Origin of the sequence: Acinetobacter sp. YH12226, assembly GCF_013417805.1 — a bacterium.
Lineage (GTDB): Bacteria > Pseudomonadota > Gammaproteobacteria > Pseudomonadales > Moraxellaceae > Acinetobacter.
In genome coordinates this window covers 1-15,200 of the sequence record NZ_VPDG01000008.1, presented here as the reverse complement: position 1 = coordinate 15,200, position 15,200 = coordinate 1, and the positions used below count along the sequence as shown (strand labels likewise).

The 15,200-nt window shown below is 46.2% G+C and carries 13 protein-coding genes; 7 read left to right on the top strand and 6 right to left on the bottom strand.

Annotated features, from left to right (window positions below):
• Nucleotides 1-38: 38 nt before the first annotated feature.
• On the bottom strand, nt 39-911 hold the full coding sequence (gene murI / locus FTV08_RS09600) for a glutamate racemase (protein ID WP_005108030.1): 873 nt from the start codon (nt 909-911) through the stop codon (nt 39-41).
• Between the two features lie 48 nt (nt 912-959).
• Complete coding sequence (locus tag FTV08_RS09595; protein WP_180087200.1) at nt 960-1,571, bottom strand: DUF1285 domain-containing protein; 612 nt, start codon at nt 1,569-1,571, stop codon at nt 960-962.
• Nucleotides 1,572-1,757: 186 nt separating this feature from the next.
• Here FTV08_RS09595 and FTV08_RS09590 point away from each other — a divergent pair, with 186 nt between their 5' ends.
• Complete coding sequence (locus FTV08_RS09590) at nt 1,758-3,470, top strand: electron transfer flavoprotein-ubiquinone oxidoreductase (RefSeq protein ID WP_180087199.1); 1,713 nt, start codon at nt 1,758-1,760, stop codon at nt 3,468-3,470.
• A gap of 211 nt (nt 3,471-3,681) precedes the next feature.
• Here the strand turns inward: FTV08_RS09590 and tusA are convergent, their stop codons facing one another.
• Complete coding sequence (gene tusA / locus FTV08_RS09585) at nt 3,682-3,942, bottom strand: sulfurtransferase TusA (protein WP_004729361.1); 261 nt, start codon at nt 3,940-3,942, stop codon at nt 3,682-3,684.
• Between the two features lie 201 nt (nt 3,943-4,143).
• On the opposite strand from tusA, the gene FTV08_RS09580 reads away from it, so the two are divergent.
• Nucleotides 4,144-4,983 (top strand): HlyC/CorC family transporter, encoded by an 840-nt coding sequence (locus tag FTV08_RS09580; protein ID WP_004278564.1) that lies wholly within the window; start codon nt 4,144-4,146, stop codon nt 4,981-4,983.
• Nucleotides 4,980-6,539 carry an apolipoprotein N-acyltransferase gene (gene lnt / locus FTV08_RS09575; protein ID WP_180087198.1) on the top strand — a complete coding sequence of 520 codons (1,560 nt, stop codon included), beginning with the start codon at nt 4,980-4,982 and terminating at the stop codon, nt 6,537-6,539. Before FTV08_RS09580 ends, lnt begins: the two co-directional genes overlap by 4 nt.
• A 154-nt stretch (nt 6,540-6,693) precedes the next feature.
• Here lnt and FTV08_RS09570 read toward each other — a convergent pair whose 3' ends face one another.
• From FTV08_RS09570 to gspF, 3 genes are all read right to left on the bottom strand, one after another.
• The gene (locus FTV08_RS09570; protein ID WP_180087197.1) at nt 6,694-7,029 is read right to left on the bottom strand and encodes a hypothetical protein; all 336 of its coding nucleotides are present in this window, start codon (nt 7,027-7,029) and stop codon (nt 6,694-6,696) included.
• 284 nt (nt 7,030-7,313) lie between these two features.
• Entirely contained in the window at nt 7,314-7,748 is a 435-nt protein-coding gene (gene gspG / locus FTV08_RS09565) for a type II secretion system major pseudopilin GspG (RefSeq protein ID WP_004278567.1), read from the bottom strand.
• A 79-nt stretch (nt 7,749-7,827) separates the two neighbouring features.
• Complete coding sequence (gspF, locus tag FTV08_RS09560; protein WP_004729358.1) at nt 7,828-9,033, bottom strand: type II secretion system inner membrane protein GspF; 1,206 nt, start codon at nt 9,031-9,033, stop codon at nt 7,828-7,830.
• 150 nt (nt 9,034-9,183) lie between these two features.
• Here gspF and FTV08_RS09555 point away from each other — a divergent pair, with 150 nt between their 5' ends.
• The 4 genes from FTV08_RS09555 to FTV08_RS09540 all read left to right on the top strand — a co-directional run bounded on the left by FTV08_RS09555 (nt 9,184) and on the right by FTV08_RS09540 (nt 15,043).
• Complete coding sequence (locus FTV08_RS09555; RefSeq protein ID WP_180087196.1) at nt 9,184-11,406, top strand: primosomal protein N'; 2,223 nt, start codon at nt 9,184-9,186, stop codon at nt 11,404-11,406.
• Between the two features lie 75 nt (nt 11,407-11,481).
• Nucleotides 11,482-13,335 (top strand): cation:proton antiporter, encoded by a 1,854-nt coding sequence (locus FTV08_RS09550; RefSeq protein WP_180087195.1) that lies wholly within the window; start codon nt 11,482-11,484, stop codon nt 13,333-13,335.
• A 50-nt stretch (nt 13,336-13,385) separates the two neighbouring features.
• The gene (locus FTV08_RS09545) at nt 13,386-14,261 is read left to right on the top strand and encodes an Hsp33 family molecular chaperone HslO (RefSeq protein WP_004647344.1); all 876 of its coding nucleotides are present in this window, start codon (nt 13,386-13,388) and stop codon (nt 14,259-14,261) included.
• Nucleotides 14,262-14,581: 320 nt separating this feature from the next.
• Nucleotides 14,582-15,043, top strand: a complete 462-nt coding sequence (locus FTV08_RS09540; RefSeq protein WP_148334810.1) for a DUF2147 domain-containing protein — start codon at nt 14,582-14,584, stop codon at nt 15,041-15,043.
• The last annotated feature ends 157 nt before the right edge of the window (nt 15,044-15,200 follow it).

Here is a 15,200-nt window from a genome sequence, read left to right as displayed (position 1 = left end):
ATCAAAATATCTTTCTTCTTAAATTATAAAAATGAGTTTTAAACTGCACTCATATTACTGACCTGCCATTTTAAATCGGCCGGAATCAGGTGCTGCAAAATCGGTCGGAGCTGTTCAGCATTCTGCCCACTCACCACCAATTCAATTTTCACGCTTTCTTTAGACTTATGCTCAAATAATAACCCATTTTTAATTAAAATTCGGGCCGTTTGTCTTGCAACCGCGAATCCTGAGTCAATTAATGTCAGCTTTTGACCAAAAATATACTGAATTGACGATTTTAGGAAGGGGTAATGTGTACATCCTAACACTAAATAATCAGCGCCCTGATCTACAACTGGTTGTAAAATCTCTTTTAATGTCTGCAAACAGGCTGCACTCATCTGCTCCCCAGCCTCAACAAAAGGCACCAGATCCAGACTGGTCACAGGCAGGACTTTGACTTGAGCCGGTTCGGCAAAACGGGAAATGACATCTTTAATCAGTTGGCCGCGGAAGGTCGCGGGCGTGGCCAATACCGCCACCGTTTTCGACTGGGTATTCAGGACCGCCGGTTTAAGCGCGGGTACTAAACCGATAATCGGAAAGTTTTCACCATAATAGTCACGCAAATAATCCAGACTAAAAGCGGAAGCGGTATTACAAGCCACCACCGCAACTTTACAACCTTGACGATAAAGCCATTCAATCGCCTGAGCCGTCAAGGCACGAATTTCCTGATCATCTCTCGGACCATAAGGCACATGCGCAGTATCCGCATAATAGACAAAGCGCTCATTAGGCAAATGACGGGCAATTTCCAGGGCGACTGACAAGCCGCCTACGCCTGAGTCAAAAATGCCAATAGGCGCATCTGCCGTGGCATTGGGCATCGAGTCTAATAGCTGGGAAATTGGTTGAATAGCGCTCATAACGTTGCAGGTGGCTTGTTTGAAATTTCTAGCGTTCAAGCTTAAACCTCAGGTGCTCAAATGCAAGTCTAAATCACCACTTTTCAAACTTAAAACGGTTTCGCCTGCCGGATTTTCATCAAGCTCTCCCATCTCGACCAGATGTAAAAATGCCGCACGCTGAATCAGTGCATTAATCCCAAAACGCACATGCACATAAGGCCTCAACTCACCTTTATATTCACGCATAAAGATTGGATGTTCAGCATCAACAACAATCAGGTCTTGCGTGGTCGTGCCCAGTTGCAGATAAATCCTTCCATTAATTTCAACCTGATCGACCTGATTGACAAATAAAGGTTCATCTTCAACTTCGATTTCAATCATTTCTACTGGTGTTTTTAGATAGAATTTATCGTTTTCTTTCCAGAGCACCGTTGCAAACAGGTCAATCATCGGCTGACGCTTGATCAATTGACCTTCGTGCCACCATTCGCCGTTGGCTAAAACCTTGAGATCCATTGTGCCACAATGCTTTGGCTGCCATTGCTCCAAAGGGGGTATTGACCTTTTGTGACTGCCCTGTGCATCTTTTAAGTATTGTGCGATATCCATTAAATTTTTATCATCGGGATAAGTTACTTTTTTCGTCGGATTTGTGCTGGGTACTGGCTTATCCATAAAAGAAGACCTTAATGACGGAAAAATAATATGTTTCAGCCAATTGGCTAAAACCGGCTTTAAAACTATACTAGCCCAGATTATCAAAGACACCAGCATTTTTGTGTCTAGGAACCAAGAACACTTATGGCAGCACCCAATCATATGATTATGGTTGCCACCGAATAGTAATATGAGGAGTCCTACATGGAACACATCGAACGTGAATCGATGGAGTTTGACGTCGTCATCGTAGGCGCAGGCCCTGCGGGTCTTTCTGCTGCGATCAAAATCCGTCAACTTGCAATTGAAAACAACTTAAACGATTTGTCCGTTTGTGTCGTAGAAAAAGGCTCCGAAGTCGGTGCGCATATTCTTTCCGGTGCGGTGCTTGAACCACGTGCCATGAATGAGCTGTTCCCGGACTGGAAAGAACAGGGTGCCCCGCTGAATGTCCCGGTGACTGAAGATAAAACCTTCTTCCTGCTGTCAGATGAAAAATCACAGGAAGCACCGCACTGGATGGTGCCTAAAACCATGCATAACGATGGCAACTATGTCATCTCGCTCGGCAACGTGGTGCGCTGGTTAGGCCAGAAAGCCGAAGAACTGGAAGTGTCGATCTTCCCAGGCTTTGCAGCCTCGGAAATTCTGTATCATGCCGATGGCACAGTCAAAGGCATCCAGACCGGTGACATGGGCATTGGTAAAGATGGCGAACCAACGCATAACTTTACCCCGGGTTATGAACTGCATGCCAAATACACAATTTTCGCTGAAGGCTGCCGTGGTCATCTTGGTAAGCGCCTGATCCAGAAATTCAACCTGGACAAGGATGCGGATCCACAACATTACGGCATCGGCATTAAAGAGCTTTGGGAAATCGATCCTGCCAAGCATAAACCGGGTCTGGTGATGCATGGTGCCGGCTGGCCATTGAATGAAACCGGTTCTTCAGGTGGCTGGTGGCTTTACCACGCCGAGAACAACCAGGTGACTCTGGGTATGATCGTGGATCTGTCCTACACCAACCCGCACATGTATCCGTTCATGGAAATGCAGCGCTGGAAAACCCATCCGCTGATCAAGCAATATCTGGAAGGCGGTAAGCGTATTTCTTATGGTGCGCGTGCCGTGACCAAAGGCGGTTTTAACTCGCTACCAAAATTCACCTTCCCGGGTGGCTCATTGATTGGTGATGATGCCGGCTTCCTGAACTTTGCCAAGATCAAAGGTTCTCATACAGCCATGAAATCCGGCATGCTCTGCGGTGAAGCGGTGTTTGAAGCGATTGCTGCTGGTGTAGAAAAAGGCGGTGATCTGGCGGTGGCGCGTGTAGTGGAAGGCGAAGATTTCTTTGTCAAAGAACTGACTGCTTATACCGACAAGTTTAACAACAGCTGGCTGAAAGAAGAGCTGTATAACTCGCGTAACTTTGGCCCGGCAATGCACAAGTTCGGTCAATGGATCGGGGGTGCCTTTAACTTTATCGACCAGAACGTGTTTAAAGTGCCTTTTACCTTGCATGATCTGGTTCAGGATCATGCTACGCTAAAAACCCAGGCAGCTGAAAGCTTCAAGCCGACCTATCCAAAACCGGATGGCAAGCTGACCTTTGACCGTTTGTCTTCGGTGTTTGTATCGAACACGGTCCATGAAGAAAACCAGCCAGCACATTTGAAACTGACCGATGCTTCAATTCCGGTGGAAGTAAATCTACCGAAATGGGATGAACCTGCGCAGCGTTACTGCCCGGCGGGTGTCTATGAAATTATGGAAAATAATGACGGTTCCAAGCGTTTCCAGATCAATGCAGCCAATTGTGTGCACTGCAAGACCTGTGACATCAAGGATCCTTCCCAGAATATCACTTGGGTAACACCGGAAGGTGGTGGTGGTCCGAATTACCCGAATATGTAATTTGGATAGTTCTTGCGCAGCAGTGCTGTTCATATCCGAACATTTAATCTGATTATCAGATAAAAAATAAACCCGCTTTTAAGCGGGTTTATTTGTGGATAAATATTTAAAATTTCAGTTCTTGCCCATTCATCTATTTAATTTCACAGATTTGTGGAGTTTTATTTCCTAAATAGGGACAGATCATTGAGCTCATCTGTCGTTTATCTCTTTAGCCGCCTTTCTTCACTAAATAATGAAATTCTTTATTGCCATTTTCATCCAGACGTTCTTCCTGCAATAGCAACTCATGCCCCAAATGCATACAGAATTTTGGAATATCCCACGACGTTGAATTATCCGTGGCAAACACCTCAACCACATCACCTGCCTTGGATTTACGGATCGCCTGATGCAACATCATCACTGGCTCAGGACAACGCAAACCTCGGGTATTCAATTGCAGACTTGGAATAATTTCAGTTGGAGACATCGATAGACTCAGGATGGAAAGACCGCCATATTTTAGCATAAAGCTGCGATTACATTGCTGCTTTGCATACGTGGCCAGTTTTAAAATCAGCGCTGACTCACGCGATCAAGACTGCGCATCATATTTACAATAGACAAGCGTATTTTCTGCGGTATGATAAAACCACGTTTTTTTAGATATTAAGAGTCTTCAGGAAAAATCATGCACGAGGAATCAGGCCCGTCGTGGGGTATGCGCGGCTTACGCAAATGGCTGGGAACTGCACCCGAAACTCGCGACGAACTGCTAAAATTAGTACAAGATTCACGTCGATTTTTAGAACCCGATACTGTTGCCATGCTTGAGGGCGTTCTTGACCTCCCGGCAACCAAAATTCGTGAAGTCATGACGCCTCGCACGTCCATGATCAGCTTACAGGAAGATGATCAACTGCTGGATATCCTGCATGTGCTCGTCGAGTCTGCGCATTCACGTTTTCCGGTATTTTCTTCCGATCAGACCGACAATGTGGTGGGCATTCTATTGGCCAAGGATTTATTGCCTTTTCTGACTGAGCCGACGGCCAAAGTCGATATTCGCGCGCTTATGCGTCAACCTTTGTTTGTTCCGGAAAGTGCCCGCTCCGATCAGGTGCTGCGCATGTTAAAGAATACCCAGACGCATATTGCGGTGGTGATTGATGAATACGGTACGACTTCGGGTCTGGTGACACTGGAAGATATTCTGGAAGAAATTGTCGGTGAAATTGAAGATGAACATGACAATGCTGACGAAGAAGCATACTACATTGTTCCGGATAACGACCCGACTACCGCCAATACCTGGGTAGTCCAAGCCCTGACTCCGATTGAGTATTTCAATAATATGCTGGATGCGACTTTCCCTGATGATGAAGTGGAAACCATGGGCGGCTTGTTATTACAGGAAATTGGTCTGGTGAGTGACCTTGAAGGTCAAACCATTGAACTGGAAAACTGGCAATTTACCATTCTTGAGGCGGATTCACGCTCTATTCATCTAATTCGAGCCGTGCGCCAATGAGAGCGTATTTCGATAAGCTGTTGAGTTCGTCTCAACAGCAAAAACCTTTGCCGCTAATCTATCCTGTTTTAATTGCCTTATTTGCAGGTGCTATCTTTAGTTTGGCACTAGCCCCTTATCATTACTGGTGGCTGGCGATTCTGTCTCCAGCACTGCTCTATGCTTGCCTGCGCGGACGTAGCGCAAAACAGGCCTTTGGCATTGGCTGGGCTTATGGGATTGGCTTGTGGTTTGTCGGCGCATTCTGGCTGTATACCTCAATTCATGTCTATGGCGATACCAGTGCATTTCTCAGCGTCGTGATGATCCTGATTATGGCGCTGGTGATGGGTCTGTTTAGTGCCGTTCAAACGTTTGTCTATCGCCGCTTTTTCCCGGAAACACCTTTAACCTTTGCCCCGCTCTGGGTGCTGTTTGAATGGTCCAAGACCTGGGTCTTTACCGGATTCCCATGGCTGTTTGCTGGTTATGCCTTTACCGAACGCTACCTAGATGCTTATGCGCCATTATTCGGGGTGTTTGGGGTATCTTTCGTGGTGATCATTCTGGCCTGTGCGCTGGTTGAGATCCTGAATAGACGCCTGTTCTGGGCCATTCCTTCCGCCATCTTGTTACTCGGTGCCTGGGGCGCAGCACAACTGACGTTTGTTGAGGAAAAAGATCAAAAACCTTTAACGGTTTCCCTGATTCAGGGCAATATTCCGCAAGACCTGAAATGGCTGACTGAATATCAGGTGAAGACCTTATTGATTTATGCCAATTTGAGTAAAACCGAATGGGGTCGCGATCTGATCGTCTGGCCGGAGTCTTCGATTCCCATGTTCCAGACTGATATTGAAGCCTTTCTGGAAGCCATGAAAGTACAGGCTGAAAAATCGGGTACGGCCTGGGTGACCGGCATTCCGTATTGGGATTTAGCAGAATCACAGGCTGCGGGCTATCCAAAATATTACAATAGCATTATGGCCAGCGGCGATGATTCTGATGGGCTATACAAGAAGCAACGACTGGTTCCTTTTGGTGAATATATTCCCTTATCAGGCTGGTTGAGCTGGGTATTGCCAGGTCTACAAAATGATCCTTCCATGAGCGGTTTTACCCGAGGCGCAGATCATCAAAAACCATTAAATGTGAAAAATCATCCATTGGGTTCTGCAATTTGCTATGAAGTGGCTTACCCGAATTTGACCCGTCGCAATGCCAGTCAAAGCGATTTTCTGGTGACTGTGTCTAATGATGCCTGGTTTACCGGCACGGCAGGACCGTTACAGCATCTGCAAATGGTGCAAATGCGTGCTAAAGAAAATGGCCGCTGGTTTATTCGGGCGACCAATACTGGTGTAACTGCGTTTATTGATCACAATGGTCATATTGTGAAAAAAGCTCCGATGGATCAGGAAGCAGTATTACGTGGCGAACTTCCAGCCATGCAGGGTGAAACGCTGTATATGAAACTCAGCGATTGGCCAGTGATGATCTTCTCGGTTCTGCTTTTGCTTATGGGATGGCGCTTCCGTCCACGCAAAGTGGATGTCAGCTTTAAATCTAGACGGTAATTTTTTCAAGTACCCCTTTTACAAAGGGGGACTTAGGGGATTCCTGAATATAGCATCTTATCAATCCCTCCTAAGCTCCCTTTACGAAAGGGAGGAACATTCAAGGCAATAAAAAACCGAGGTCATAGCCTCGGTTTTTTCATCTCTTTCAAGCTTAAAATTGTATAGCCAAATAACACAACATGCTGGCAAGAGACAGCATCGGCACATGACGATACAGGCTAACCAGTGTCTGCTCAAATGCTGAACCTTGTTCGGCCTGAATGCGGATTACACTCGCGTTTAATGCTGACCAGAAACACAAGGCCAATAAACTGCTCATCAAGCTGATAGCAAAGAAAGCTACCATAATCTGGCTGCTGCCTTCGGTGCTCTGCCATAAATGGACGATTCCCTGACTGATCGGCAGCATGCTTAAAACCAGAAGAACAGATTTCAGCATCGACCAATGAAATTGATTAATTTCATCTCCCAAGATAAATGCTTTCATGTGCTTCTCCGTTGGCGAGTCAAGTGCCATTCAGATCATTATGAGCTTTTTTAAATAAATAGAAAGTGTATGTTTATTCATATTTTACGAGAATTGTAATAGATAAATATGGGAATAATTCTTATTATAACTCGCATATCAATTTTATTATTTCATTATTATAAATATCATTAACTTATATTATATTTAATAATTAAGAGTTATTATCACTTCACTTCGTATTGAAATAGCCTATTAAGTGAAGTGATATATGCCATCTATCGAGAATTTATAATGATTCTCAATTAAGGCTGATAATAAATATCGGCATCTGTTCCTTCACCACCCGATTGACCATCTGCACCAAATGAATACAGATCGAAGCTTCGACCATCGGTGCCCGGAATCACATATTGCAGTTCATTATCCCAGCTGTCTTTTGGAAAACCGCCTTTGACATAACCGCCCGGCACCCAGTTTTTTGCAGTCGCTGGCTGATTCACCAGTGCATCCAGACCACCTTCCTGCATACTTGGATACTTGCCATTGTCCAGCTTGTATTGATCCAGTGAACCTGCAATGCTTTGTAACTTGATCACGGTGGTATCGACTTTGGCCTTTTCACCACGTCCCATCACGTTCGGAACGATCAGCGCAGCAAGCACACCGAGAATTACAATCACCACCATGACTTCGATTAACGTAAAGCCCGTCTGTTTATTTAATTGATTCCTTTTCATTCAATCTCTCTCATTTATTTGCATCATTCAGAATTTCCACTTGAATCTTGATCAAAGCAAAATTCTAACTGGCTTCTGTTTAAATCATATTATTCATATTCACAATTGGCAGCATGACCGCAATCACAATCACCAGAACGATACTGGCCATCAGTACCAGCATTAAAGGTTCCAACAAGGCCAGTAAAGTTGAAATCAGGGTGGTCACTTCGCGATCCTGCATCTGTGAAGCACGTTCCAGCATACGGTCCAGTTCACCGGAGGCTTCACCACTTTTGATCATTTGTACCATCATCGGCGGGAAATAACCACTGCGTTCCAGTTGGGTTGCCAGGTTGCCACCTTCAGTGACTTTTTCCGCTGCCAGATTGACAGAATCCCGGATCACCCAGTTGTTACTGACTGCAGCACCAATGCGCAGTGCATCGACCAGCGGCACGCCAGACTGGGTCAAAATGGATAAGGTACTGGCAAAACGTGCGGCATTAATCCCGCGTGACAATTTGCCGAATAAAGGTAATTTTAAGGTCAGACGGTCAAAGGCATAATGCCCGGCGGTGGTTCTTAAAAACCGGACCAACAGGAAAATCCCCAAAGCCCCACCGATCAATAAAAATGGCCAGGCAATGCGGATAAAATCACTGGCTTTCATCAAGGCCACGGTAATCCACGGCAAGGCATCTTTACTCTGGTCAAAGGTCTTGACGATATCTGGCACCACATAGGTCATCAGCCCCATCACGATCGCAAAGGACATCAGCATCAGGATAATCGGATAGACCATCGCACCCTGGATTTTTTTCTGCATGGCAAAGCGGTTTTCGGTATAGTCTGCCAGTTGGTCCAGAATCAGGTCTAAATGCCCGGAACGTTCACCGGCGGCAATTGTGGCAATATACAGCTCGGGAAAACGTCCGGATTGTTGCAAGCCCTGCGCCAGACTATGCCCTTCCAGCACTTTGGAGCGCACCGACATTAGCAGGTTTTGTACATGCACTTTTTCGCTTTGCTTGCCGACGGCGCGGATGGCTTCTTCCAGCGGAATCGCGGCAGCGACCAGCACAGATAGCTGCCGGGTCATGAGGGCCAGATCGTAGGCGGTGATGCTTTTTTCAAACCATTTTCGACGATGCTGCTGGTCTTTTTTTTCGACAGGATCAACAGAGACCGGAATAAGTGCTTTATCCCGTAATTGTTGCCGGATCTGACGTGCAGAATCCCCCTCCAGCACGCCTTTTTGCTGCTTTCCTGAAGCATCAAGCGCAATAAACTGATATGCAGGCATTGTAATGCTCTAATTTTCCAAAATTTTGCTTAACGCTGTTGCGTCAGACCACCGAAATCATTCATATTCTTTGATATAAATTATCTGCTCACTCTAACATAATCGAACTTTAAGCACGACGAAATTTCTTCAGGATCTCCACCCCAAGATATGCAAAATTCTCACACCGATTCCAGTCTACTTTATCGCGTACGCGTTGCTGTACCTGTACATGTATTTGATTGTTTTGATTACACAATGAGTGCAGAACAATTTGAACAGGCGCAGATTGGCGCACGTGTACTGGTATCGTTTGGTCGGCAGAATCTGGTCGGGGTGATTATCGAAAAACTGCCTGCAGACACCCCTCTCGACCCACGCTTTAAGCTTAAGGCAGTAACCGAACTGCTCGATGAACGCGCCATTATAGATGCCAAAGTTTTAAGTTTGTTGACATGGTCAGCGCAGTATTACCAGTTTCCGATCGGTGAAGTCGTCCACAGTGCCCTGCCGACTCTGTTGCGTCAGGGTAAGCCTTATAACCTGCTGGCCCGTACCTGGAAATTACTGGACCCTGATGCCGAGGCCAAAGTACGCCGTTCGGACAAGCAGCAGGAAGCTTACCGGATTTTAAAACTGCATCCGGTCGGGACCACTGAAAATGTGCTGAACATGGCCGGGATTGAAACCGCGACCTTAAAAGCGCTGGAGAAAAAAGAGATTTGCGCCTGTGTGCTGGAGCCACAAGATTTCAATCCGCAGCCGATGCAGCTGGCACAAATGCCGCTTACTGCCAATCCTGAACAAAAACATGCAGTCGAACAGGTATTAAAATATCGCAATCAATATCAAGCTTTTTTACTGGATGGTCTGACCGGCAGCGGTAAAACTGAAGTGTATTTGCAGATCATGGAACAGGTACTGAAACAGGGCAAACAGGTGCTGGTGCTGGTGCCGGAAATCGGCCTGACGCCGCAAACCATCAGCCGTTTTCAGTCCCGTTTTCATTGCCATATTGCGTTGCTGCATTCCGGGCTGAATGATTCCAAACGGCTACAAGCCTGGCAGTCGGCAGAAACCGGCAAAGCCTCAATCGTACTCGGTACACGTTCTGCCATTTATACCCCGATGCCGAATCTGGGCCTGATCATTCTGGATGAAGAACATGACCTGTCCTTTAAACAGCAGGAAGGCTTCCGCTATCATGCTCGAGATGTCGCACTGTACCGCGGCCATTTACAGCAATGTCCGGTAATCTTAGGTTCAGCCACACCAAGTATTGACAGTTATGCGCTGGTGCAACATGGCAAGATGCAGGCACTGGAGCTGAACCAGCGTGCCGGTACGGCCTTGATGCCCAAAATCCATATTCTGGATTTAAAAGTCGCACAGAAGCAGCATGGGATTAGCCTGCAATTGATTCAGGACATCAAAAAGCGTCTGGAGAAAAAGGAACAGGTGCTGATTTTTTTAAACCGCCGTGGCTATGCTCCCGTTCTGATTTGTGGCAGCTGCGGCTGGCAGGCACAATGTCCGCACTGTGATGCCAACTTCACTGTACACCGTCAGCCTTATCAGCATCTGCATTGCCATCACTGCGGCACTATTCACCGCATGCCAGAACACTGCCCGCAATGTCAGCATCAGGAACTGGTTACACTGGGTATGGGCACCGGCAAAGTCGAAGAACATCTGAATGAACTCTTTCCGGATTTTGAGGTGATTCGGGTCGATCGCGATTCCACCAGTCGGGTCGGCAGCTGGCAAAAAATTTATGACAAGATTCAGAAAAGCGAACCTGCCATTTTGCTCGGCACCCAGATGCTGGCCAAGGGACACCATTTTCCTTATGTCACTCTGGTGGCGATTCTGGATATCGATTCCGGTCTGCTCAGTGTGGATTTCCGTGCTACTGAACGGACTGCACAACTGATTGTGCAGGTGGCAGGCCGCGCAGGCCGTGGTGAACATAAGGGTGATGTTTACCTACAGACCCTCAGACCTGATCATGCCCTGCTGAATACCCTGGTCAATGAAAATTATCGCGTATTTGCCCAGCAAACCTTAAAAGAACGGCAGATGGCCAGAATGCCGCCCTACCGTTATGCCATCCTGATTCGCTGTGAATCCAAGGATCAGGCACAAAATACCGAATTCTTACAGAAACATGCAGCACTCCTCAGGCAATATCCTGATCTGGCGCTGGACATCTGGGGACCAATTCCTGCGCCAATGGAACGTAAGGCCGGACGCTATCAGTCGCATATGGTGCTATTGTCAGCGGATCGTCCACGTTTGCATTACTATGTGCGTAGCTGGTGGCAAAACATGCTGCAGGACAAACCTTCTAGCATGAAGCTCACGCTGGACATCGACCCTCAGGAACTGAGCTAAAAGATATTGCGCCTGAGGATCGATCTGGAATACGAAACTGCAAGTCTGGATCAAGAATAAATTTAGGGCAGGAAAATGTCGATACTGTTACAAATAACACTGGTTCTGGTCATTGCACTGTTGATAGTGCCACTGAGTAAAAGGCTCAGATTGCCAAGTGTGCTGGGCTATCTGTTAACAGGGATCATCTTAAGTCCAAGCCTTTTGCACCTGATTCAGACACCCGAAGTCATGAGTAGTTTCATGCAAGTCAGCCTGATGGCACTGATGTTCTGGATCGGCCTGCAACTCAGACCACAACGCATTGTGCAGATTAATCCCTCCCTGTGGATGATGGCTGCTTTACAGGTACTAATCAGCACCCTGATTTTCACGCTCATGGCCTGGGTTTTCCTTCAGCAAAGCCTACTCGCCAGCATTGTAATTGGACTCGCCGGCAGTTTGTCCGCCCTGACTTTGGTGATTCAACATCTCAATCATCAGGAACAGTTCGCCACCAGCTATGGTCAGCAAGCCTATTCGATTCTGCTGATTCATGCTCTGTTGGCCATTCTGGTGATTGCAGCCATTCCCTTATTTGCCGGGATTCGCTCGACCGAACATGGCGTGGCCTACTTTGCTGCCCTCATCGCGACGTTAAGCGGTCTGTTCCTGTGTAATCGTTACTTGATGCAGCCGTTGTATCGCTGGATTGCTAAAAGTGGCAGTCACGAACTGCATGCGATTGTAGCGATTGCGGTGACCTTGGCATTGTTGGTGTTAATGAATACCCTCGGCCTGAATCTATTTCTCGGTGCCTTATTTGCCGGCATTTTACTGGCAGATTCAGATTTCCGGCCTGCGGTAGAAAGCGCGATTCGGCCTTTTCAGAGTCTGTTGATGGGCCTAGCCTTTATCAGTCTGGGCATGTCACTGCACTTAGCTGATCTGCTCAATTTCCCTTGGATGATTCTCGGTGGCACCCTCATTTTAATCTTGGGCAAGTTTGCAATCAACCTGGCATTGGCGCGTTATCATCAAAATAGCTGGCGCAATAGCACCTTGTTAGCAGCCAGTCTGGCACAAGGTGGCGAATTTGCCTTACTGGCACTGGTGATTGCGGTTTCCGACCAGATTATTGCGGCTGATCTGCTCTCTCCCTTGCTGTGGATGGTGAGTTTTTCCTTGCTGCTGACCCCCGCATTTTATTGGTTATTGCACAGTCAGATCTTACCGCGTCTGGATCGCCACAATCATCTGGCAGCGACTTTTGAAACTGATATTAATCCTCAAGCCCATACACCAATCCTGCTGATTGGCTTTGGTCGCTTCGGACAAATCATCGCCCGGATTCTACTGCAACAGCAACACGCCTTTAGTGTCATGGACAGCACTGTGCCAGCCACTGAGCTTCTGGCGCAGTACGACATCCCTTTCTATCAGGCAGATGCGACAGAACCGGCAGCCTTGATGCAGGCAGGGGTTGCCACGGCGCAACAGGTCATTGTCGCCATTGATGATATTGAAGACTCGATGCTGATCGTGCGGCATCTGCGGCTGAATTATCCTGAAACCTGTTTATGGGTCCGCGCCCGTGATCGACATCATGTGCATTTATTGCAGGATTTGGGCGTGAAACATATCTGGCGTGAAACTTATCTTTCCGCCTTGGAACTCAGTCAAGCCTTATTAACCCAGCTCAATCCTGACCCGGAAGAAAGCCTGCAACAGATTCAAAACTTCCGTGAACAGGATGAAAAGTTGCTCAATAGTCAATATCATCTGGATCCGGATGAACATCCAAATTATGAAAATCAGCGCAGCAGTTTGGCTGAACTGGAGCATCTGTTTACCCAGGATCAACGCCATAAAGTGCAAAAACAGGCTACACCGCAGCAACAGGATACAAACGGCGCAGGAATTGATACGTTAAGAGATGAACTGTCCTAACTTGTGTTTTACAATAATGACACCATTAAAGCAGGGTTATGGAGAATTTTATGTCTGATTTACGCCAACGCTTTTTTATTGAAGATAGCCCTGTTCGTGGTGAAGTGGTGCATCTTGAAGAAGCTTTACAAACCATTTTAGCGCAACGTGACTATGCGCCTGCAGTTAAAATCCTGCTAGGTGAAATGCTTAGTGCCACTGCACTGCTGGCCAGCACATTGAAGATTAAAGGGCGTATCAGCCTGCAAATTCAGGCATCGGGCACATTTAAATGGGCTATGGCTGAATGTAACCATTTGGGTGAAGTTCGCGCTCTGGCTGACTATGAAGAAGATCCGCACTTTCTGGTCGGTGAAGACAGTAGTACAGTGTTGAAATCACTCACCTCTCCGGTTCTGTTCATCAATATCGAACCAGAATTTGGTGAGCGTTATCAGGGGATTGTACCCCTTGATAAAGAAAATCTGGCGGGCTGTCTGATGCAGTATTATGACCTGTCTGCACAGATTCCGACGCGTATTGTACTGGCAAGTGACCATCAGCGTGCAGGTGGTTTACTGATTCAGTTATTACCACGTAATAGTGAAGAAGAACAACGCCGGGTAGATGAAGATCTATGGCCACGTCTGACCATGCTCACAGAGACTCTAAAAACTGAAGAGTTAGTCGGTTTGCAAGCCACTGATATTCTGTACCGTTTATATAACGAAGAAGAAGTGCGTCTGCCAGATACGGAAGTGTTGAAGTTTGGTTGTACCTGCTCTAAAGAGCGTTGTGCAGTCGCTTTACAGCAAATCGGCGTAGAGTCGATCCGTGAAACGCTGGAATTCCAGAATCCGATCGAGATGGACTGCCAGTTCTGTAATAGCCAATATACCTTTACGGCTGAAGAAGCCTTGGGTCTATTTGGTAAACACCTGAGCTAAGTACTTAGAATCCTTAAGTTTAAAAGCATTCCCCGGGATGCTTTTTTTATATTTTAACACTTGGTCGACTAGCTCAATCAAGCGTATTCCCCTACATTAGAAAACCCGTCTACTCCCTGAATCAAACTCTCCTGTGAATCCAATCTAAGAATCTCTGTTAAATTATAAGATTATTCACATTAACAAAACATGAATATTCATCATTTTCGAAAAATTATGAGAAAGACTGCACAGTTCATACTCTTGATTTAATTATGCTTTTAAAATAAATTAGAGCAATAATTCTAAAATGAATACATCATCAATTTAACAGGTATGTTATGAGAAAATTATTGAATACTCTAGTAATGGGGATGAGTTTAATCGCAGTTTCTAGCTTGGCCTTTGCCTATGAAGATCCATTATTGGGTAAATGGAAAACCATCGATGATCAATCGGGCTATTCTCGTGCGGATGTGGAAATTCGCAAGAAAGCAGATGGTAGTTATGAAGGGGTAATTGTCGAAACACGCAGCTTGCCTGGCGCAGAAAAAATGGGGATCTGTCATAAATGTCCAGGTCAGCTCAAGAACAAGCCTTTTCTAGGCCTGCCATTTATCTGGGATTTTAAGGCAGATCCGAAAAAGCCGCGTGAATACCATGATGGCAAAGTACTTGATCCGATCAGTGGCAAAGTTTATAAAGGCAAAGCACGCTTAAGTGCTAATGGCAAACGTCTGACCTTGCGTGGTTATGTCGGGGTATCAGTAATTGGTCGCAGTGTTACTTGGGTAAAATATTAATTTCAGAAAGATTTTCAAAGCCCCTATATCAGGTAATGCCAGTCAGTTAAGAAATTGACTGGCATTTTCTTGGATATTTTTGTGCTTTAATTTTCACTACTCGCGGACATTGCCTTTGCCTTTTTTCAGGTAATACAAATATTTTAGATTGTTCAAA

Bases quoted from the DNA above. Each gene is read 5' to 3' on its own strand.
- murI (WP_005108030.1), bottom strand. From the start codon at position 911: ATGAGCGCTATTCAACCAATTTCCCAGCTATTAGACTCGATGCCCAAT.
- FTV08_RS09595 (WP_180087200.1), bottom strand. From the start codon at position 1,571: ATGGATAAGCCAGTACCCAGCACAAATCCGACGAAAAAAGTAACTTAT.
- FTV08_RS09590 (WP_180087199.1), top strand. From the start codon at position 1,758: ATGGAACACATCGAACGTGAATCGATGGAGTTTGACGTCGTCATCGTA.
- tusA (WP_004729361.1), bottom strand. From the start codon at position 3,942: ATGTCTCCAACTGAAATTATTCCAAGTCTGCAATTGAATACCCGAGGT.
- FTV08_RS09580 (WP_004278564.1), top strand. From the start codon at position 4,144: ATGCACGAGGAATCAGGCCCGTCGTGGGGTATGCGCGGCTTACGCAAA.
- lnt (WP_180087198.1), top strand. From the start codon at position 4,980: ATGAGAGCGTATTTCGATAAGCTGTTGAGTTCGTCTCAACAGCAAAAA.
- FTV08_RS09570 (WP_180087197.1), bottom strand. From the start codon at position 7,029: ATGAAAGCATTTATCTTGGGAGATGAAATTAATCAATTTCATTGGTCG.
- gspG (WP_004278567.1), bottom strand. From the start codon at position 7,748: ATGAAAAGGAATCAATTAAATAAACAGACGGGCTTTACGTTAATCGAA.
- gspF (WP_004729358.1), bottom strand. From the start codon at position 9,033: ATGCCTGCATATCAGTTTATTGCGCTTGATGCTTCAGGAAAGCAGCAA.
- FTV08_RS09555 (WP_180087196.1), top strand. From the start codon at position 9,184: ATGCAAAATTCTCACACCGATTCCAGTCTACTTTATCGCGTACGCGTT.
- FTV08_RS09550 (WP_180087195.1), top strand. From the start codon at position 11,482: ATGTCGATACTGTTACAAATAACACTGGTTCTGGTCATTGCACTGTTG.
- FTV08_RS09545 (WP_004647344.1), top strand. From the start codon at position 13,386: ATGTCTGATTTACGCCAACGCTTTTTTATTGAAGATAGCCCTGTTCGT.
- FTV08_RS09540 (WP_148334810.1), top strand. From the start codon at position 14,582: ATGAGAAAATTATTGAATACTCTAGTAATGGGGATGAGTTTAATCGCA.